The sequence below is a fragment of the Maridesulfovibrio sp. genome (assembly GCF_963676065.1).
Taxonomy (GTDB): domain Bacteria; phylum Desulfobacterota; class Desulfovibrionia; order Desulfovibrionales; family Desulfovibrionaceae; genus Maridesulfovibrio.
Genome location: NZ_OY780933.1, coordinates 1,064,203 through 1,084,477, shown reverse-complemented (window position 1 = coordinate 1,084,477; position 20,275 = coordinate 1,064,203). Strand labels below are relative to the sequence as shown.

Here is a 20,275-nt window from a genome sequence, read left to right as displayed (position 1 = left end):
CGGCATGTCCGGTCAGACAAATAAAAATACAGTGCTTGTAGTGGAAAACAGCAACACTCAAGCAAGAATTATTACAGAACACATTGAATCCATCACTCCATTTGATACCATCGTCGTTAATTCCATGGATGCCCTTGAGAGCAGGCTTGAAGACGCCGGCAATGATGTTTTTATAGCGGTCATGAACCTTAACATCAAAGGGGCTCCGGACGGCGAGGCTGTAGATTATGTCCTTGCCCGCAAAGTTCCCTGTATAATTCTGACCTCCACTTTCGATGAAGAAATACGTAATCGCTTTATAGAAAAAAATGTGCTGGACTATTTCAATAAATCCAGCAGGCAGGATCTTGAGGAAATGGTGGATCTGATCCGCCGCATCTACTCCAACCATGAAATCAAGGTTGTCATTGCCGAAGATAACTCCACAGCCCGCAAGATCATGCAGAATCTCCTTGAACGCCTCAATTTTACTGTTCTTCCCGGAAAAGACGGAGCCGAAGCCCTTGAATTGATCAAAGCCAACCCGGATGTGAAGCTGCTGCTCACAGATTACGAAATGCCGAATCTGGACGGTTTTGAATTGGTCAGCGAAATACGCAAAACCCATAGTAGAGACCAGCTTGCCATTCTCGGAGTATCCGCTCATGATTCCGGAGCTATCACCGCGAAATTCCTCAAACGTGGAGCGAATGATTTTCTCAAGAAGCCCTTTGAGGTGGAGGAATTTTCCTGGAGGGTGACCAATAATCTGAACGAACTTGAGCGGGTTCGCTCCATCAAGGATGCTTACAGCAGGGACCCCCTTACCGGCTTTTATAATCTCGGTGTTTTTATCGAGAAAGGACAACTTCTACTTAAAGAAGGCATGAAGACGGGCAATGAACCGGTTCTTGCAGCATTCAATGTTGATAATATACTGGAGATAAATTCAAAATTCGGCTGGGCCGGAGGATTCGCGGCCTTAAAAAAAGCATCCTCGTTGCTGGATCAGCACTCATTTGGCTGGGAGATAATCGCGCGTAGTGATTACGGTTTTTTTATTCTAGCTGATGACCTCGAAGCTCTTAAACGCGATCTCAGTTCAGTCAAAGCCGCCCTTGCGAGCACAGAAATTATTTCCGGACCGGACAGATTTATGGTCAGCGCCTCTTTTACTCTCAGCAAAGGGGAAGGAACCGACATTGACACCTTACTCTCCAGAGCGGCAATGGGTTTAAAAGGACTTCAAGCCAAGGGGGTTAACGGCTTCAGTTTTATTTAATTCATACCGGCAGTATCTCCATGAGTCCGGTGATTTTCTTCAAGACTTCGCCCTAACGCATTGCTGTATTGAGCCGTCCTAAAATAGATTGACGGTTAATTGGTTTACTACAGGGCTGTGGGGGTACCCCCACAGCCCTGTTTATGTATTTGGTTCGGTGTTTTCATTTTCAAACTAAGATGAGGACGTTCAGAATTATATATTTCAATAGACTCTTTTACGAGTGAATTTAACTCATCAAAACTAGTGCATTTAAACACCAAAAATTCTTGTTTTAAAATTCCATTTATACGTTCAGCTAACGCATTTTGGTAACAATCATACCCATCTGTCATAGATGGGACCATTTCGGCTTTCTTGAGCTTGTTTTGATAAATGGACGATGCGTACTGCAATCCACGATCTGAATGGTGGATTGTTTTGTTTCGCGTTTTTCGGTTTTTGATAGCCATATCTAAAGCTTTAGCGGTCCCTTCGGCACTAAGATCAGAACTCAAATTGTGACCTACAATTTTTCTGCTAAAAGAGTCTGTAATTAGTGATAGATAGTATGTTTTATTTAACGTTTTTACGTAAGTTATATCACTAACAAAGACTTCTTCTGAATACTGAGGCTTAAACTCCTTCAATAAATTAGGATGTTTTTTGAGCCAATGCTTTGAATTTGTAGTTTTTGTGTAATTTTTTCTTGTTTTTATCAGTAAATGCTCTCTGCGCAATAATGCGAAAAAGGCATCCCGTCCAAGCTTGATTCCACGAGCTACAAATTTCTCACGCAATAAAAAATAAAGCTTACGCGTTCCCAGCCGAGGCATTCTGGCCCGCAGACTCAAAACAAGTTTCTTTACTTCTTGGAACTGTTTTTCCCGTACCTTATGGCGTTTTTCAGCCTGATATATCGATTGCCGACTCACCCCGAGCTGTCTACAGCAAGCAGATAAACTTATTTGCTTTGTTTCCTGAAGACCTCGTGCAGCTCGGGGGTAAGTTTTTTTCTTATGGAAGTACCCAGTTCTCTGTCAGAAATATCAATCATTTCGTTGAGAAGCATAGTTTTGATCTTCTCTTCCTGAAGCTCTTTTTCAAGACGCTTGATCTTTTGTGCTGGAGTCTCTTTAGATTTTGGCATTCTTTTCAGATGTACCATAGGTTTGCTCCAGTCAAGGGTTCCGTGCTTTCTCAGCCAGACTAAAACAGTGCTGCGGCCTTGAATCCCGTATGTCTTTTGGGCTTGCTTGTAGGTCATTTCGCCTTCTTCTACCATCGCAACAACCGCTAATTTAAAGCCCATTGTGTAATCGCGCTGACTTCGCCTTACTCTTTGACTTTCTTCCTTTTTCATAAAATAGGTCCTTTGGGTGTAAACCTATTTCAGGACGGGACATATCTATACAAAAAGCCTGCAATAGCTCAATTGCAGGCTTTTTCCGTCTTTTATATGGGTTTACGGGAAATATTCCATCCGTTATGCTTTCAGAATGCTCGTACTCAAATGCTCTGCTTGCAGACGCAAGCTATGGAAATATTACAAGATAGGTCAAGGTGAAGTTCACCGCTGCCATAAGGACAGGATCAAAAAAATATGGAATGCCGAAGAACGCAACGGCAAAGTCTACTGTCCCTGTGGTAAATCCTTTGGCATCGACCGTGGAACATACTGGACCATGGACAAAAAAGCGTTCACCTATTCCGGGACAAAGATCAATAAGTAAGCCAGCTGATAAGCCTTAGAGCTTTGTTACAAAAAGCATTCTGATGGGATAGCCGGGTTTGTTGATCATCTCACTCTGAATTACCCGGTAGGCATGGTAATCAAGCGCGGTGCAATATTCCCGCACCGCCCTATCTTCTTCATCACCGCCGGGATGTCCGGCGTAGATAGCAACGCAAAGCAGCCCACCTCTGGTAAGAAGACCAAGGGAAGCCTCAATGGCTACAAGAGTGGTCGCGGATTTGGTTATGACCGTCTTGTCACTGCCCGGCAGAAAACCGAGGTTAAACATGACTACATCAATCCGTCCGTGAAATTCAGCGGGAATGAGTTCGAGCATATTTTCATGCCCGGAATGAAAGATAGTCCAGTTTTGCGGCCGGCACTCTTCATTAAGGCGCTGCTCGGTCTGCTTAACCGCTTCTTCCTGAATATCGAATCCGAAGACATGCCCGTCCGCCCCTGCTGTCTCAGAAAGAAAAACAGTGTCATAACCGTTACCGACTGTAGCATCAATTGCTATACATCCCGGCTCAAGCAGTTCACATAGTACGGACTTGGCAAAGGAAAGAATATTATTTGAAATCATCAGCTTTTCACCCGCACAGAAAAATTACGGTTTATTCATAGTAAAGGGTAACCGAACATGCCCCTAAAATCACGCGGTAAAACTAAAAATTTAAATACTTGCTCAGCTTGCCGGACTTGGAAAATTGGCGTTCGGTCGAGCCGAAAGTCGTAGTTCCGCTGATCGTGTAGGAAGAATTAGGTAATCTCTTCCAGTCCAGCACGGCGTTACCCTTGGCGGTAACAGGAATAGGCTGTCCGCAACTGAATGAATTCAGCTGAAACTGTTTCCCGGCAAGCACAGCGTTAACATCTACATCTTCAGCGACCATACCCCCTGGAATCTCGACCGCATCAGAACGGACGACAAGACTTCCCGTATGCGGAGGAGCACCCCACTCAGGAAAACCGACATCGGCGGTGATGCGCACCTTACCACCCAGACCGTCCATACGAACCAAATGGGCCAGATCTACTCCGCCTCCGAGGGTCAGGGATTTGGTCCTGAAAAGTCGTGCGGTAAGAGTAGGCCCGGTCTTAACCCGAACTTCAACAAGCGGGGATAGTCCGAGGGAGACCCCCAGTTGCGGCACGGTGACGGTAAGACCTTTGTTTGTAGTCACATTAACGTTGGTAACTTCAAACGAAAGAGGACCGGCATCGACAAAATCTCCCCACTGGATAGTGGCTTTGGAGATCTTGGCATCAGCAAGTTTAAAAGCCTGTGACCATGCTACTTCCCAAGGCATGAACAGAAACGCGCCGAGAATCAGTCCGGCCAGAAAAAGGAAAAAACTCCCCACAACTTTTTTGAAGGAGAATTTAAAGGAAATTTTTGGAATAAACTTCATCCGATGGACCTACCTGACAAGAATGATCTGCACATCAGCCAACTCAGGGGAGTCCAGCCTGTGGTTTATATTGAAACTTGAAACCTTCAAGGCGCCACGCACTTTGAAATCGCGAAGCAGTGCGATCAGTTCAGGCAGGTTCAAAGATTCAAGCAGAACCTGTACTCCCTGCCCTGCATCAGCACCGGACTGTAAGGGGCGGAGAGAGGTCAATCTGCCGTCCAGGCCGAGATCTCGGATTACCTGCTGAGCAGCAATCATAGGCTCACGATCAACCAGCGCGCCCACAGAAGCTTCTCCGGCCTTCAGCTGCTCCACAAGAGGGACAACCTTGGCGTACTTCTGCTTACTGGAAAGCATTATCCGTTCAGCCTTGGACTGGGATTCGGCGAGACCGGACCAAACCATAAAAAGGATCAAGGCCCAGCCGGCAACAAGCGCGGTGAAGAACAATTTCTGCCTTTCCGCAGGCCAATCCTGCCATATGTAAAATCTTTCCAGATCCATTACATTACCCGAGGTTAGCGGTTGTACTCTGCACGTAGGCTGATACCGATTCCGCCATCAATATTATTTGCCTGTTCCAGAACAAAATTAAATTCACTATTTGCGGTCAGCTTTTCCATCATGGCATCCAGCTCAGCATAGCTGCCGACTTTACCGCGGATATTACCGGAATCGGCACCAAGGGAGAATCCCTCGATTTCTATACCCACAGGAGCGCTTTCGCTAAGTACGGCCAACAGCCCGAGCACATCGATCCCGCCGCTGCTCCCACCGCTTTTGAGCTGATCCAGCTTATATAAAATTTTACCGTAAGGATCGGAACCGTGATTAGGACCGAGAGCGCTTACATAGACTTCCTTGAGTTTACCGCGCCAAAGGGTTGCCTGCTCCTGGGCATGCTGCATGCGATGAAACTGTCCCGCGATGAAGAATAATCCGAGAATGGAAATCAGAACAGCGGCTACCGCATACGGCTTGTAATCGATAGTTATGGACTTGTCGGCACCTGCACGGATTCCACCTACCAGAGTCAGTCTCGCCCAGCGAACCTTCTTCTTCGTGAGCACCAGACAGGCTTTTTCAAGTCCAATTTGTTCTGGTTCACCATCAAGGCCGAGCCGATTGAGCCTGTTTGTAAATTCTGTATCAGAGCCGCGGAAATACGTCAGATCATCCCCACCGGCCAGAATGCGAACCCCTTGCCCTTTCCAGCTCCATACGGAAAGTCCTTCAGCCACCGCCGCTCTCCAGCAGACAACAAATTCAGAAGTCAAAACAGTAGCTTTAGCAAGAACTTCGCGGTGCCGATCGAGGAAACGGTTCAGCAGATCATGTCTGGTATAGCCGAGCACAGCCACGCCGGAAGGTCGCAGCACCCTGAATTCCTCCTCCTGTACAGGAAAAGAATAGCTCATCTGCATCATGGTGGCAGACTTGGCGTGACGGGGCTTGATGACTCCGCGGGGCTTGAAAAAGAAAAAAAGGGGATCAGGCAATAGGGCAACAACCGGATGCCTGTTCTTTTCAGCAGGCCCCTCCGAGTCGGTAAGGTTCTTGCCGTCAAACATCATCCACTGATGTTCATTTCCCTTGAATGAAAGTATATATACAATTTTTTTAAAGGCCATCTATGGCTTTGTCCTATACCTTTTAGCGATAAGTTTGTCCATTTACTGATCTTCAGCAAAGGTTACGGAAATATCATTCTGGAATTTCAGCGTTGGCTCACCGACTTCAAGCGCGCTGCTCCGGGAAATAATATACCTCTTAACCACCGTGCAATCGCCCACTGTGGCGGTAACCCTGGCCTCAAAAGAATTCGTTTTAACTCCGAGCTCGTTCAGCATTTCCTTATACAGACTGGAGTCAGAATTCAATCCGGCGACAGATAAAACCTGACTGATATCGGTAAATCCCCTTGTTCTGCGCCAGTGCATGATTCTATCAACATTTTTGCCCAAATCAGGATAGTAGGCCAGCAGAATTTCACGAGAAACAAAATTAATATTCAGTTTAGCAGATCCCCAGACAGTTAAATTTTCATCCACCCACTGCCGGCCTAAATCCTGCCATCCCCGGATCAGGAGGATTTCTTCGGGAATTTCAAGCTTACCGCTACGAGGAGAATAAGACGGAAACTGAGAAGCATAAAAAAAAGAATCCATTTTTTTCAGCTTGGAATCAACGCTCTTACCTGCCCAGATTGCAAGGCTTCCGGCCATGGTTTTCACATCAGAACCACGGGGAAGGATATTGGACAGAACATTAAGAACTCTTTGCCTGTTCCCGGAATCGATAAGTCTATTAATATCAATTTTGCTGTTACAAGGTGTAATTTCTATGACAAGACCATCATCTTCCCATTTTCCGGCCCAATTTTCACGTTGCGTATCAGAAAACGGGGTATCATCATCCCTTAACAGATCGTAAGCCACGTACAAGGCTTCTTCGGCTTTGAACCCTGCCTCATACTCATTGCGGACCCGACTGGCCTCCACTGCCCCCCGGGAACTGACCTCGATAGTCATCAGAGTCAGGCCGGACAGAGCCATAAACAGTACCAGCACAATGACCAGCACCACTCCGCGGGACCTTTTATCATGATTACTCCGTGGCATACGGAATCCTCTCGACAATCGTCACATCCTGACCGTCATCAAATCTCATTTTCATACGCAGGGCTTTAGTGAGTCCGCCTGTAAGCCCCCGCCCCGTCTGCTGACGGGCTGAATTCCATACATCATTTTTGCCGTCTAAAAACTCTACAGTCCACGAATCAAGCCCACGCATCAAAAAATATGAATTCTCAAATTCAAATGCGTCTGAAATTTCTTTACGCCTGATCATACTGGATGAAAAATCCCAGGTTACGGTAACAGTACCGACCCCGGGTTTAAAAATACAGTTGTTAGTCGCAATTGTTAGAGAGGTTCCATCTCCGCTAACAGAGGTTCCGGGAAGGATATTCTGTAAATCGCGATGCAGGATACGACGCAGCGTAAACATCCGCGCAGAAAGTCCGGAACTGGAACGGACAACTTCATTATTGGTTATCGACTGTCCCAGCACCATGGCGACCATACTCATCAGCAGCCCGGACAGGACCAGCCCGATAAGAACTTCGATAAGTGAGAATCCACCCTGACATTCAGGAGGACTATGATGACGCTGAAAAGATATCATTAATTAAGCTTCTTTCTATGTGAAACGCGGTATATTTTCCAGAGAAGACTATAGCTATCACTTTTGGTTTCCAGATGATAATACCCTTTGCCCGTTGAAGAAACTGTCTCCAGTTCGACCCTGAAACTTCCGGCGGGAGGCCCGGGCCAGGAAATCCATCCAGCGGAAAGCACATTCATTTTTTCCGGATACTTATGGGCCAAAACATCCTGTGAAAGATTCAGCACATTCCACGAGTCCTTGGCGGACTGGGCCAGAAGTGCGCTCTGACGCTGCACACCGAGAAAACTCATGGACAGGGTCGCGGCAATAACCAGAGCCACGATGATCTCTATCAGGGAAAAACCATTCTTCCGGGACACAATCACATCTCCCCGAAGCGCACGGCAAGAGGGTCCAGCACAACAGTCATGCCGTCTGAAAAAACCAGACGAACTTCATCACTGAAACCTTCAGGATAGATAGTAAATTCCACCCCGTCATCACCGAGAGGCTCTTCATTCAAATGACCGCTGGAAACTTTGGAAGGAAGGGTTGCTTCCTCTTCATTCCATTTGACTAATCCATTCTTGAAATCAATATACACAACCTGCCGGGAATCACTCTCTACAGCCTTGGCCCTAGCCTCGTAAATAAGGGCATTCACCTCGCTGATACTGTCGTCTCCCCGGCTTCCGGCAAGATCAAGATTGGGCATGAGCGTAAACCAGCCCATGCCCACTATAAACAGAACAATAAGTAGTTCTATAAAGGTAAATCCGCCCAAAAAAAGACGGGAAGAGTGCATTTTCATAAGATTCAAAGAATCAGCTTATTCCCAACTCTTGATGTCAGCGTCATAATCCTCACCGCCTTCCATACCGTCGGCGCCAAGCGAAATCAGCTCATATGGCCGGTCATTTTCACCCGGGCTTCTGTAAATATAATCGTAACCCCAGGGATCTACAGGAGCGGTTGTTGCATCCAGATAACCGCCTTTACGATAGTTGCGGGGTACGGGGCGTGTATCCGGTTTAGTGATCAAAGCCTGCAATCCCTGTTCGGTAGTCGGATAGCGACCAGTATCAAGCTTGTACAGCTTCAGGGCTGAATCAAGGGCTTTCATATCCATCTTGGCTTTGGTAACCCTTGCTTCGTTGGGGCGGTCCATGATTTTGGGCACCAGCATGGAAGCAAGCAAGCCGAGAATAACAATCACGATCATCAGCTCGATAAGACTGAAACCGCGCTGGCCATTTTTGAGATCTGCAATACGAATTCTTTTTTTCTGCATAATTTCCTCTACTTATTAAAACATATCCAGAGATCAATCCCTGATATCAGATTTGTCCCTTTCCAGCGGCTCCCAGTCAAGAGGAGATTCAGCCGCTATCCCTACACGGCGAGGCAGCTTACCCCGAAACCTAAAATAATCATCAGGGCGGAGCATCTTTTCCCACCAAAGATAATACCCTTTACTTGGTATATACCTGCAATACAACCTCTGAAATTCACGCTGAGCGATGGGTACAGCAAGCGAGAACTCTCTTCCTCGTTCGGAAAAGGAATAATTGCGGCCAAGCTTAACTTTTTCCCAATCGGCCAAATCAGGACTTTCATTTAGGGAATTGCCGCTAATCGATGAGTAAAACCGAAACTCCCCATCTATATCCTTGACCCGGTAGGCTTTCCCGGAAGGAGAACGCTCTACACTGAGTGAAACAGGCTTGAAAAAAACTTTCTTGGAAAATGTTTTCCGGGGGGACAGGTAGAACAGCACTCCATTTTTAAGAAAAAAACCATACTCCTGTTCATGATAAGGCGCCTTGCTCCGGCTACTGACATCCCACTGAAAACGTTCATCCTTTTCAGTGACGATATTTAGCCGGGGACCGTCCGCATGCGCGGACTTGAAAGGTCCGCCTTTTATTTTCTGATCAAAGATACGAGTCAACTTGAGCGGGCTCCACATGACCATCTTGCCGGTGGCATCAACCCCCATGAGGATACCTTCTTCATTGGAGAAACTCAGCGAAAGAGGCTGATAGGGGAAGCGATCAATCTTGCGCAATTTTCCAGTCGCCGGTCCAACCCAAAGCCTGCGGGCTTTATCAATCAACGCGAGCCAACTGCCCCGGGGAGAAAGAGAAAACATATCCACAGTGCTGTTCACATCATGAACCCGCACCCTTGCGCACTGATTAACATCAAAAACCTCAACAACCTTATTTGTACCGGACGAGACAGCCAGCAGGTTTGAACCGGAAAACCACGAAACGGCATTAACTGGCTTTGCCGCAGCCTGCACTGCCGTGCATCCACGCCCGCCATACATGCGGACAACTCCATTTTTGAATCCGGACGCAAGGATATTTCCATTCTGCACAAATGTAGTTACATTTTCTGCAAGATTGACAATCTCATTGCTTTTGCTCAAACGCACAAAATAATTCCCGGACAGATCCTCCGGCGGACGGTTATATATACTGTCCAAAGAAGAGTACTGCTGAGAAGCGGAATACTCCACAAACCCGGCAAGGCTCAAGGGTTTTTGCCCCACGAGCTTCGAAACATCGAGGCTTTCATCGGTAATAAGCGCAGGCTCATCCGTTGCCGGGGAAGGTTGTTTTGCGCAACCGGAGACTATAATTATTATGGCTGTCAAAGCCAGAACGATTGATTTTGTATTCATGATTCCTTCATTTTTCAGAAAAGAAATTTTTGAAACAGCTTAAACCCGTTTGGAACTTATTCAATCACACTTTCCAAAAGTGTTGTGTTAAAGCAGAGCGTATAAAAGTCAAGCCCTAACCCAAAACAGCCCTTGCCCATCCCTCTGGATTACGGCACAACAGGCCGAAAGTACAACAACCAATCCCAATGCAAAATCATATGAAAAAAATATATAAAAAATTTCTGGATTACCTGGCCGGCTATAGCGGATCAGGAAACAATTCACGCCTGAAGGCTGTAAGCTGGCGGCTTCCGTTGCTCGCGACATTTTATATACTGGCTTATGTTCTTTTCGACTTCATGGCCGAAAGCGTTGCCAGACACTATATTTTCTGCATTTTCCTTGTTGTCTCCAGCCTGTATTTTTCATGGAGGCTCGGTGGCCGGGAGACTATGACTTATGTTGGCTTTTTTAATATATTCTTTGCCTTTATCTTTTCGCGCCTGCTGTACATGACCGGGAACTTTTCTTCCAAACTATTCCTGAGCCGCTCTTTTATGACCCTTTATGTGGTGGCCATTATCTTTATGTTCATCATGACGAAAAGAAAATCACCTGCGGACAGGGAAAAACTTGAAAGAGAAAAATCCATCCGCGATGAGCGCCAGAAACGCAGGCAACTAGAGCTCATGGTCGCCACGGAAAAACTTACCGACGACATGATAACGCAGGCCAACATGGTAAAAGATGAGCTTATGGTGCTCCAGAATTCATGGAAATCCCAGATTCACACCATAGTCAACGACCTGCCCAAAGTTAAAGAGCGTGAATTATACCATCAGATTGTGACCCCTTTTGAGGAGAGCATTGTCGAGCATCTGCGCGATCTGGAAAAGCGACTTTCCTTTAAGCCGCAGCTTATAGGACTTGACGAACTGGCGGTAAAACTTACAGATAGCATTGAAAACGATAAACAGCATTCCCGCAAAAGGCTGGACCTCAACTTTGATTTTAAGAAATGGATGGACAGGGACGAAGAAATCCTTGTTGACAGATATAAAACATGGGAAATTCTTCTTAACCTGATCAGGAACAGCCAGACCGCCATGGAGCTGCACCAGATTGAACTGCTCCGCCAAGGCAGTGAAGAGTTTAAAACCTTCAAACCGCGCCTGTCCATACTCGCCGACGTAAAGGGGAACTATGCTCGGATCAGGATAACCGATACCGGCGGCGGGGTTCCCGATGACAGGCTGCAAGATCTTTTTAAAAGAGCCGTGCCTTCGGCCAAGCGCAAAGGCAAAGCCATGGGACAGGGAACCGTATTCGTAAAATTTTTCGGCGATAACATGGGTTTTGACATTTCAGCCAGGAACACAGAAAATCTGGGTTCCAGAGGACTTGAAGTAACCATACTCATTCCTCTCGGAACATTCGGCCCCGCAGGGGCTATTCCAGCAACAGGAGATAAATAATGACCCCGGAACAGGATCCTTTATTCTTCGTATTGGCAGACGACGACCCGCGTTTGCATGAATACACAGTTTCCATCCTCCGGGACGCGGGAATTCTTGAAAAGCATGAATCTTTCTATGATCCGGTGTCCTTTCTGGCCTTTCTCAAGGAATCAGAGGAAGAACCGGACGTGATCCTGCTGGATGTCCATTTTGAAGGTTCAGGACTCAGTGGCGTGGATATCCTGCCCTATATACGTGAGGAATATCCGTACATCCCGGTTGTCCTGTTAACCGGAATGGACGCCGAGGCCACAGACGAAGCCCAATCCGATGTATTCACCTATTTCATCCCCAAGCCGGTCACGGAAGACCACCTGCTGCGCATGCTTCACTTCTATCTGGGCAAAAGTAAAAAGACAGCAGAGCAGGTCAATATCCTCATGGCTGAGATGAAAGAAGTCAAAGGTTACCACCAGTTACTGGAAGAAGAGGTGGAACAGCTGCAGGACGAGCAACGACGCCTTGAAGAACAGAGCAAAACCGAAAAAAGCGTCGGAGCCGGAAAAGGATTTGAAAGGGTCACTGAAATCCTTGAATCATTGCTGACCAGAAGCGAAGCCATGCCCAGCTTTATTGCCGACCTTGAAAAAGTATACTCCACGCAGTTCAAACTGTTTAAAAAGGTCATCGAAACCCTGATCCGCTTTGATGTACAGGATACAGGAACACCGGGCATGAATATACATAAGGTTAAAGGCACCCAGAATGTCTTCAGTGCCCGCCTTTCCCGAAAGGTAAGGCTCTTTTATTACAGCTCGGCTAAAAGCGTCAGAAAAAGGCTATTAAGATTGGACATTTACCACGACACCAAGGGTATGGACAAGTGGATTAAAAACAACTACCATTCTTACGCTGAAATTGAAGAAAAATAGGATATACTTTTAATGGAGCTTAAAGCCACCAAATTTCCGGCATGGCTATGGCCGCTGACCTTCGGGCTGGCCACAGCTTATCTTGTGTCGTCATTTATACCACTGCCCAAGCCCACTGCGCCCATTCTCGGCCAATCTTTTTCTACGGATGTTACTACTGAGATAGAAAAAGACTCCAAAATAATCCTTGGTAAAAATATCCTCAGTCTTGATAACCCGGCTGAGATACAGAAAAAAACCACCGTAACTCCGGCCACATGGATGCTTGTGGGCATCCTGACCGGTGATACGGACATGGCCGTATTCAGAATAAAAAACGAAACCGTCATCCTGCGCGAAGGTGATGAGCACGAGGGTTGGACTCTTGCCGAGATCAAGCCTCAGTATGTCATCTGGAAATACGGACGCGAAGAAAAAAAAGTTGCCATGTGGGATCAGGTTCAAAGCCTGAAACTTGTACGCGGCAAAACCAACAAGATTACCGTCGACAAAACCGAAGCCAAGCAGATTCTGGACGATCCCAACGCGTTCCTCAAGCAGGCCCTCTTCAAACCTAACAGCAAGGGCGGCAAGACTCAGGGATTCCGCATCACTAACATCAAGACCAATTCCATGCTCAAAAAGCTCGGTCTGGAAAACGGGGATGTTCTCATGCGCATTAACGGTGAGATGATCACCGGTCCGACCAAGCTGCTCCAGATTTACGGATCACTGGGCGGTGCTGCGGCCATTGCCATGGATGTTGAGCGCAAAGGGCAGATGCTCTCGCTCATTGTAGAACTCAAGTAGGACTGTATGCCCACCTATCAATATAGAGCCGTCACAGCCGAAGGTAAAAAGAAAAAAGGATTTGTTGAAGCTTCCTCCCAATCCCGGGCTTTTGCTACTTTGCAGAGCAAGGGACTCATGCCCCTGCGTCTGGAAAAGGTCAAATCCAATCAAAAAGAAAAAAGTTCTACCCAGAGTCTGGCGGCTTCCATGTCCATGGGAGGCAAAATAAGACTGGGTGAATCATTCTACTATCTCGGTATCCTGCTGCAAAGCGGAACCGCGCTGGCCCAGTCTCTGGACATGATGGCCCGTATGACCGGCGGCAGAGCCAGTCACACATGGATGGAGATACGCGATGCGGTCCAGTCCGGGGAAAGCTTTTCATCCTGCCTTGCCAAGTACCCCAAAATTTTTCCGCAGGTCTACGTGGGAATGGTACAGGTAGCGGAATCAGTTGGTAAGCTGGGCGATGTACTTGAAAATATCGCCAAATATGAAGAAGAACGCGCTGAAGTCAGCGGACGACTCATGACCGCCATGGTCTATCCGGTAGTCATCCTGATGATAGGTATGGGCGCGGTTTATTTCCTGCTTTCCGAAGTTCTGCCCAAGATTACCGTTGTATTTAAAGCCGCCAAGGGTGAACTTCCCACATCCACCAAAATAGTTGTCGCGGTTGGCAATACACTTGAAGGACTGGGACCCATGGCGCTGCTTATCCCCCTGTGTATAGTTTTCGCACTGGTCAGCGCTTATAAGTCCGTGCCTAAATTCCGGGAAAAGGTGGACGAACTGTTATGGAAACTACCGTTGGTCCAGAAATCAACACTGGCCCGTTTTTCCGGTATACTTGGATTCCAGATCGATGCGGGAATCCCCCTTGTGCAAGGCATGGAAAGCTCCGCCAACGCTGTTAAATCCACATTTTTCAAAAAGAAAATGAGCGAAGCCCGTGAAGAAGTCGCCACCGGTAGATCTTTAAGTTCCGTACTTGCGGAGCAGAAAATTTATCCGGATATCTACATCCTGACTCTCACCGCAGGCCAAAAATCCGGGGAACTCGGAAAATTCCTGCAACGCATGGGCACCATCTTTGAAAGAGACGTTGATAACTTCATGAAACGCGTTGTCGCTTTGGCCGAACCCATGCTGCTGCTTTTCATCGGTATGCTCATCGCTTTTATTGTCGTCGCCATCATGGGACCGATATTCAACCTCACCTCGCTCGTAAAATAGGTAACAAATGACCGAGAAACAACTTTCCGACTTCATAAAACGAGGCAAGGAAGTCTTTAAAATTGAAGAGAAAGGACTTGCCTCAATACGCGAATCACTTGACCTTAACTTTGCTAAGGCTGCGGAGATGCTCTCCGCATGCAAAGGCAGGGTGATCATTACCGGACTGGGAAAATCAGGCTTAGTGGGCCGCAAGATAGCCGCCACCATGTCATCCACCGGAACCCCTTCCTTCTTTCTGCATCCGGTTGAAGGAGCTCACGGCGATCTCGGTATGGTCCGGGCCGAAGATGTGGTCATTTCCATTTCCAACAGCGGGGAAACCGACGAGCTGAACGCACTGCTCCCGGCTATCCGCTCCTTCGGCACCAAAATCATTTCCATCACCTCGGATATGGAATCGACCATGGGTCGCCTCTCAGATATCGTCATAAAGACCAAGGTCCCATGCGAAGCCTGCTCCCACGGACTGGCACCGACATCATCAACCACCGCAGCACTGGCTATGGGCGACGCGCTGGCGGTATGCCTGATGGATCACAAGGGTTTTGACAGTCATGATTTCAAAAAATTTCATCCCGGCGGGTCTCTGGGCCGCAGGCTGACCCTGTGTATCAGCGAACTGATGCACACGGACAACATCCCCGCCGCCCCTCAGAACACCGCACTTTCCGAGGCACTTACAGTACTCGATAAAGGCGGCCTCGGACTTGTTGCCCTGCTCGACGGCAACAGACTCTCCGGTGTCATCACCGATGGCGATGTGCGCAGGCTGGTCTGTTCCGGAAATTTCAGTAGCGAAATTCCTGCCCGTGAAGTTATGATAGAAAACCCGCTACGCATCACCCCGGAAATGTCCGCAGCGCAGGCTCTCGACATCATGGAATCCAAAGAAATAACCGTGTTGCCCGTTGTAGATGAAGAAGGCACCCTCTCAGGTATGATTCATCTGCACGATCTGCTGGGCAAAGGTCGCCTTAAGTTCGCTGACAACACACGGAGCTAAGCCTTCGGTGGCTCTGCCGGGGCCAACCCCAAAAACTTTTATTAGTTTTTATACGGCTGCTTGTGAGGTTGGGTATAGTTACAATAGTTTTTTTTGAATTAATCGCGGCGAAGCCATAGTAAAAGTTTTTGAAGAGTCCATAGAATCTTTTTGAAAAAAGTTTCTATGGCTTTCGGAGAGCCGCCGGAGGCATACAAGATGTGTGGAATCGCAGGTTTTATTGATCTCAGCCGTTCCTCAGACGCGAGCCGTCTGGAACGCATTGCCCGTAAGATGGGTGACGCCCAGAATTTACGCGGCCCTGACGGTTCCGATCAATGGTCTGATCCTGAATGGGGCGTTGGTCTTGACCACCGCCGCCTCGCCATCATCGACCTGACCGAAGAAGGTGTGCAGCCCATGCACTCCAGATCCGGCCGCTACGTTACTGTCTATAACGGCGAAATCTATAATTACCGTGATCTGCGTGCGGAATTGGAACAGACCGAGGGATTTCCCGGCTGGCGCGGCCATTCCGATACCGAGGTCATGCTTGAGGCTATTGAGCAATGGGGCTTTGAAGAAGCTCTTAAACGCTTCAGCGGCATGTTCGCTCTCGCCGTCTGGGACCGTAGGGAGCACTGCCTGCTGCTTGCAAGGGACCGCATGGGCGAGAAACCGCTCTACTACTCCAGACAGGGCGAGAACTTCCTCTTCGGCTCTGAGCTTAAAGCGCTCATGGGCTATAAAAAATATTTCAAGCGCGAAGTTGACCGCGACTCATTAGCCGCCTACCTGCGCTATTGCTACGTACCTGCTCCACGGACAATCTTCAAAGATACATTCTGCCTTATGCCCGGCACATGGACCTGTCTGCGGGAAAATGGCGAACTGATGGAACCCCGGCCATACTGGTCACTGCTTGATTGTGCTCGGGAAGCCGAAAATAAGATTTTCACGGCCCCGGATGAAGCAATAATCGAAACTTTAGAAGACCTGCTGCTCAAGGTCATCGAGCGGGAAATGATCGCAGATGTGCCGCTGGGGGCTTTTCTTTCCGGCGGGGTGGATTCTTCACTTATCGTATCCTTGATGCAGCAATGCGCTCTGGCCCCGGTTAAGACCTTCACCATCGGTTTTGATGATGAAGCATACAACGAAGCCGAGGATGCAAAGGCAGTAGCAAAACATATCGGAACCGAACACACAGAGCTGTACGTCTCGCCGCAGGATGCACTTAACATCATCCCGCAGATTCCGCAGATATGGGACCAGCCTTTTTCCGATTCCTCACAGATTCCTACGCACCTTGTTTCACGCATGACCCGTGAGCATGTGACCGTAGCCCTTTCCGGTGACGGAGGGGATGAACTTTTCGCCGGTTACAACCGTCATTTCAAAGGCTGCTCCCTGTGGCACAAGTTAGCAAATATTCCCGCGCCCCTGCGCAAAATTGGATCGAGAATGATCTCGTCCATATCACCGCATAGCTGGAATAAAGTCTTTCAAATGTACGAACCGTTTCTGCCACCGAGCCTGCAAATGCGCCTGCCCGGTCAGAAACTTCATAAACTCGCTGATGTAATGGGGGCAGGTTCTGCCTCTGAATATTACCGTGACCTTACTTCTATCTGGCTTAATCCGGAAACCGTTGTCCGCAATGCCCGTGAATTTAAGGGACCGTTTCAGTATTCCAACCGCCAGCCACCACAAGACAACCTGACCTCATGGATGCAGTTCATGGATACGGCCAACTATATGCCTGATGATATCCTGACCAAGGTTGACCGGGCGGCAATGGGCATCAGCCTCGAAACACGCGCGCCTTTCCTCGACCATGAGATTGTGGAATTTTCTCAACGGCTGCCGATGCACCTGCGTGTTTCAGGAGGACAGGGAAAACATATTCTGCGCCAGATTCTGTATAAATATGTGCCGCAGGAAATGATAGAACGACCCAAAATGGGTTTTGGAGTTCCCATCGACAGCTGGTTGCGCGGCCCCTTACGCGAATGGGCAGAAGACCTGCTCGCTCCGGACCGTCTGGACCGGGAAGGATATTTCAATGCAGGGCAGGTACGGCTGGCCTGGAACGAACATCTTGCCGGAATCAAAGACAACCAGTACAGAATCTGGAGCATCTTGATGTTCCAGAGCTGGTGTGAGTGTTGGGAGATTGGGTAGTGAAAATCGCAGTCATCGGCGGCTATAGCCCGTCACTTATCAACTTTCGCGGCCCACTGCTCAAAGCTCTGGTCTCCGAGGGACACGAAGTCTACGGCATAGCACCGCTTGACTCCCAAGACGTGCCGCAGAAACTCGCAGACATGGGCATCAAATTCATTGAGGCTCCCATCCAGCGAACAGGCATGAATCCTCTTAAAGACCTTGCCGCACTTTTCGCTCTGGTAAAAATACTGAAACGCATTAAACCTGACACGGTACTTTCATATACCATCAAGCCTGTCATTTACGGCTCCATAGCGGCCAAGCTGGCCGGGGTGAAAAACATTTACTCCATGATTACCGGGTTGGGCTATGCCTTCGGGCAGACATCCGGTAAAAGAGGGCTGCTCTTCAAACTGGTAAAAACCATGTATAGGGTAGGGCTATCATGCAATAACTCAGTCATGTTTCAGAATCCAGATGACCGAGAATTATTCAAAAACATTGGCATAATCCCGCAAAACAAATTGACTGTTGTCACCAACGGATCAGGTGTTGATCTTGACCATTACACCAGCTCACCTGTGCCTGAAGGTGGACCGGTATTTCTGTGCATTTCAAGGCTGCTCAAGGAAAAAGGCGTGCGAGAATTTGCCGCCGCATCCGTAAATCTGAAAAAGAAATATCCGCAGGCCAAATTCAGGTTGGTCGGCCCATATGACCTTGGACCGGATTCACTAAGTGACGCCCTGATTGAAAACTGGCAGGATAATGGTGTTCAGTATATTGGTCCGGTTGAAGATGTTCGTGAAGAGTTAAAGAATTGCTCTGTCTACGTATTACCTTCTTATAGAGAAGGAACCCCTCGCTCTGTGCTGGAAGCAATGGCAACCGGGAGGCCGGTTGTGACGACTGATGCCACTGGATGCCGGGAAACCGTTATCGAAGGACGAAACGGATTTATGGTTCCGGTACAAGATGTTCCAGCTCTGGAACTGGCAATGGAAAGATTCATTCTCCAGCCGGACCTCATGCAACGTATGGGTACAGCATCACTTGAATATATTGCTGAAAAATTTGATGTTAACAAGGTCAATGCGACCATTATGAAAGCCATGGGATTATAAATAGTGACAGCCAAAAGATGTTTTGACCTTGTTTTTTCAATCAGCGCGCTGCTGATTTTTTTTCCTGTGCTGGTGGCGGTTGCCGTTGCCATTCATAAAAAGATGGGAAACGGAATATTCTTTATCCAACGCAGGCCGGGACTACACGGCAGACCTTTCAACATCATCAAGTTCAAAACCATGTCCGATGCAAGGGATGAGCACGGCAATCTGCTCCCGGACTCGGAGCGTTTAAGCAGGTTCGGGAAAATTCTGCGTTCAACTTCACTTGATGAATTGCCGGAACTGATCAACGTAATATTTGGGGATATGTCACTTGTTGGTCCACGCCCTTTACTGATGCAGTATCTTAAACGCTACAGTCCGGAGCAAGCCAGACGCCATGATGTACGGCCCGGTATCACCGGCTGGGCGCAGGTGAATGGCCGCAACGCCATCTCATGGGAAGACAAATTCAAGCTTGATGTCTGGTATGTGGATAACCACAACCTGCTGCTGGATATTAAAATTTTATATCTCACCGTGGCCCGCGTATTTAAGCGCGAAGGGATATCCCAATCCGGGCAGGCAACAGCGAAAGAATTCATGGGCAGTAAGAACCGGGACGGCAGATAATATGAAGAAAATCATTATCATGGGCGCAGGAGGGCATGGGCAGGTAGTGGCCGACGCATTGATACAGATGGATGGTGCCACCCCCGTAGCCTTCGTAGATGAAAACCGGAAACTTCACGGCAAGAAAGTCATGGGCATCCCTCTTCCCGGCGGCAATTCCGCAATCAGTACGATTGAACATGACGGAATCGTACTCGCTCTAGGCAATAACGAATTGCGCAAACGAATTTTCACAGAATTGAGTGACGCCGGACATTCCTTTTTCACAGTTATTCATCCTTCTGCAATCATCGCACCCAATGTGATCGTGGGCGACGGGTGCATGATACTGGCGGGCGCTGTCATCAATACCGGCACAGTGATCAATGACAACACTATCGTTAACACCAACTGTACGGTAGAACACCACAATGTAATCGGACCTCACGTCCACATTGCGCCGGGAGCCACTCTCGGTGGAGAAGTCACAGTTGAGGAAGAGGCTATGATTGGTATCGGAGCCACTGTGTTGCCGCGAATCACCATTCACAACCGGGCGGTACTCGGAGGCGGCGCAACGGCAATCAATGACATCCCGGCAGGAATAACCGCAGCGGGAGTTCCTGCCAGAGTGAAAGACCGCTAACAGCATCTATATTAACACAATCATTACAGCCACTTTCAATTGATATTACAAAAACTGTACTAAAACCGGGAAATGTAATATCAGACCCGTTGTTACATATAATTCTTATCCATAAAGGAAGCTCCGCAA

At 48.1% G+C, this 20,275-nt stretch carries 22 protein-coding genes; 11 read left to right on the top strand and 11 right to left on the bottom strand.

What is annotated here, in order from left to right; translation table 11 throughout:
* The first annotated feature begins 4 nt into the window (after positions 1 to 4).
* A complete protein-coding gene (locus ACKU35_RS04845; protein WP_319763682.1) occupies positions 5 to 1,261 on the top strand; it encodes a response regulator in 1,257 nt (418 codons plus the stop codon).
* A gap of 107 nt (positions 1,262 to 1,368) precedes the next feature.
* On the opposite strand, the gene ACKU35_RS04840 is transcribed toward ACKU35_RS04845, so the two are convergent.
* Positions 1,369 to 2,603, bottom strand: a protein-coding gene (locus tag ACKU35_RS04840) for an IS3 family transposase (protein ID WP_319759405.1) whose coding sequence is annotated in 2 segments (ribosomal slippage) — positions 1,369 to 2,249 and positions 2,249 to 2,603 — 1,236 coding nt in all. Because the reading frame shifts where the segments join, the coding sequence is not laid out codon by codon here.
* Positions 2,604 to 2,739: 136 nt separating this feature from the next.
* Here ACKU35_RS04840 and ACKU35_RS04835 point away from each other — a divergent pair.
* Positions 2,740 to 2,973, top strand: coding sequence for a hypothetical protein (locus ACKU35_RS04835; RefSeq protein WP_319763680.1), 234 nt, complete (start codon positions 2,740 to 2,742; stop codon positions 2,971 to 2,973).
* 15 nt (positions 2,974 to 2,988) lie between these two features.
* On the opposite strand, the gene ACKU35_RS04830 is transcribed toward ACKU35_RS04835, so the two are convergent.
* The 10 genes from ACKU35_RS04830 to ACKU35_RS04785 all read right to left on the bottom strand — a co-directional run bounded on the left by ACKU35_RS04830 (position 2,989) and on the right by ACKU35_RS04785 (position 10,250).
* Complete coding sequence (locus tag ACKU35_RS04830) at positions 2,989 to 3,561, bottom strand: class I SAM-dependent methyltransferase (protein ID WP_319763678.1); 573 nt, start codon at positions 3,559 to 3,561, stop codon at positions 2,989 to 2,991.
* Between the two features lie 82 nt (positions 3,562 to 3,643).
* Positions 3,644 to 4,390, bottom strand: a complete 747-nt coding sequence (locus tag ACKU35_RS04825) for a hypothetical protein (protein WP_319763677.1) — start codon at positions 4,388 to 4,390, stop codon at positions 3,644 to 3,646.
* A 9-nt stretch (positions 4,391 to 4,399) separates the two neighbouring features.
* On the bottom strand, positions 4,400 to 4,897 hold the full coding sequence (gene gspM, locus ACKU35_RS04820) for a type II secretion system protein GspM (protein WP_319763675.1): 498 nt from the start codon (positions 4,895 to 4,897) through the stop codon (positions 4,400 to 4,402).
* A gap of 14 nt (positions 4,898 to 4,911) precedes the next feature.
* Complete coding sequence (locus ACKU35_RS04815) at positions 4,912 to 6,024, bottom strand: hypothetical protein (protein WP_319763673.1); 1,113 nt, start codon at positions 6,022 to 6,024, stop codon at positions 4,912 to 4,914.
* 42 nt (positions 6,025 to 6,066) lie between these two features.
* Positions 6,067 to 7,014, bottom strand: a complete 948-nt coding sequence (locus ACKU35_RS04810) for a type II secretion system protein GspK (RefSeq protein WP_319763670.1) — start codon at positions 7,012 to 7,014, stop codon at positions 6,067 to 6,069.
* Positions 7,001 to 7,579 (bottom strand): prepilin-type N-terminal cleavage/methylation domain-containing protein, encoded by a 579-nt coding sequence (locus ACKU35_RS04805; RefSeq protein WP_319763668.1) that lies wholly within the window; start codon positions 7,577 to 7,579, stop codon positions 7,001 to 7,003. The genes ACKU35_RS04810 and ACKU35_RS04805 overlap by 14 nt, the downstream gene beginning before the upstream one ends.
* Complete coding sequence (locus tag ACKU35_RS04800; RefSeq protein ID WP_319763666.1) at positions 7,579 to 7,941, bottom strand: type II secretion system protein; 363 nt, start codon at positions 7,939 to 7,941, stop codon at positions 7,579 to 7,581. Before ACKU35_RS04800 ends, ACKU35_RS04805 begins: the two co-directional genes overlap by 1 nt.
* Positions 7,942 to 7,943: 2 nt before the next feature.
* Complete coding sequence (locus tag ACKU35_RS04795) at positions 7,944 to 8,372, bottom strand: prepilin-type N-terminal cleavage/methylation domain-containing protein (protein ID WP_319765349.1); 429 nt, start codon at positions 8,370 to 8,372, stop codon at positions 7,944 to 7,946.
* A gap of 18 nt (positions 8,373 to 8,390) precedes the next feature.
* The gene (gene gspG / locus ACKU35_RS04790) at positions 8,391 to 8,852 is read right to left on the bottom strand and encodes a type II secretion system major pseudopilin GspG (protein ID WP_319763664.1); all 462 of its coding nucleotides are present in this window, start codon (positions 8,850 to 8,852) and stop codon (positions 8,391 to 8,393) included.
* Positions 8,853 to 8,885: 33 nt separating this feature from the next.
* On the bottom strand, positions 8,886 to 10,250 hold the full coding sequence (locus ACKU35_RS04785) for a WD40 repeat domain-containing protein (protein WP_319763662.1): 1,365 nt from the start codon (positions 10,248 to 10,250) through the stop codon (positions 8,886 to 8,888).
* A 200-nt stretch (positions 10,251 to 10,450) separates the two neighbouring features.
* Between ACKU35_RS04785 and ACKU35_RS04780 the strand changes: the two genes are divergently transcribed.
* From ACKU35_RS04780 to ACKU35_RS04740, 9 genes are all read left to right on the top strand, one after another.
* Entirely contained in the window at positions 10,451 to 11,707 is a 1,257-nt protein-coding gene (locus ACKU35_RS04780; RefSeq protein WP_319763660.1) for an ATP-binding protein, read from the top strand.
* A complete protein-coding gene (locus tag ACKU35_RS04775; protein WP_319763659.1) occupies positions 11,707 to 12,621 on the top strand; it encodes a response regulator in 915 nt (304 codons plus the stop codon). Before ACKU35_RS04780 ends, ACKU35_RS04775 begins: the two co-directional genes overlap by 1 nt.
* 12 nt (positions 12,622 to 12,633) lie before the next feature.
* On the top strand, positions 12,634 to 13,410 hold the full coding sequence (locus tag ACKU35_RS04770; RefSeq protein WP_319763657.1) for a type II secretory pathway component PulC-like protein: 777 nt from the start codon (positions 12,634 to 12,636) through the stop codon (positions 13,408 to 13,410).
* Positions 13,411 to 13,416: 6 nt separating this feature from the next.
* On the top strand, positions 13,417 to 14,628 hold the full coding sequence (locus ACKU35_RS04765; protein WP_319763655.1) for a type II secretion system F family protein: 1,212 nt from the start codon (positions 13,417 to 13,419) through the stop codon (positions 14,626 to 14,628).
* Between the two features lie 7 nt (positions 14,629 to 14,635).
* Complete coding sequence (locus ACKU35_RS04760; protein WP_319763653.1) at positions 14,636 to 15,634, top strand: KpsF/GutQ family sugar-phosphate isomerase; 999 nt, start codon at positions 14,636 to 14,638, stop codon at positions 15,632 to 15,634.
* 198 nt (positions 15,635 to 15,832) lie between these two features.
* Positions 15,833 to 17,797 (top strand): asparagine synthase (glutamine-hydrolyzing), encoded by a 1,965-nt coding sequence (gene asnB / locus ACKU35_RS04755; RefSeq protein ID WP_319763651.1) that lies wholly within the window; start codon positions 15,833 to 15,835, stop codon positions 17,795 to 17,797.
* Positions 17,797 to 18,906 (top strand): glycosyltransferase family 4 protein, encoded by a 1,110-nt coding sequence (locus ACKU35_RS04750; RefSeq protein ID WP_319763649.1) that lies wholly within the window; start codon positions 17,797 to 17,799, stop codon positions 18,904 to 18,906. Before asnB ends, ACKU35_RS04750 begins: the two co-directional genes overlap by 1 nt.
* A gap of 3 nt (positions 18,907 to 18,909) precedes the next feature.
* Positions 18,910 to 19,521 carry a sugar transferase gene (locus ACKU35_RS04745; protein WP_319763647.1) on the top strand — a complete coding sequence of 204 codons (612 nt, stop codon included), beginning with the start codon at positions 18,910 to 18,912 and terminating at the stop codon, positions 19,519 to 19,521.
* Between the two features lies 1 nt (position 19,522).
* Positions 19,523 to 20,146: an acetyltransferase gene (locus ACKU35_RS04740; RefSeq protein WP_319763645.1), complete on the top strand. Its 624-nt coding sequence runs from the start codon at positions 19,523 to 19,525 to the stop codon at positions 20,144 to 20,146.
* Positions 20,147 to 20,275: the final 129 nt, after the last annotated feature.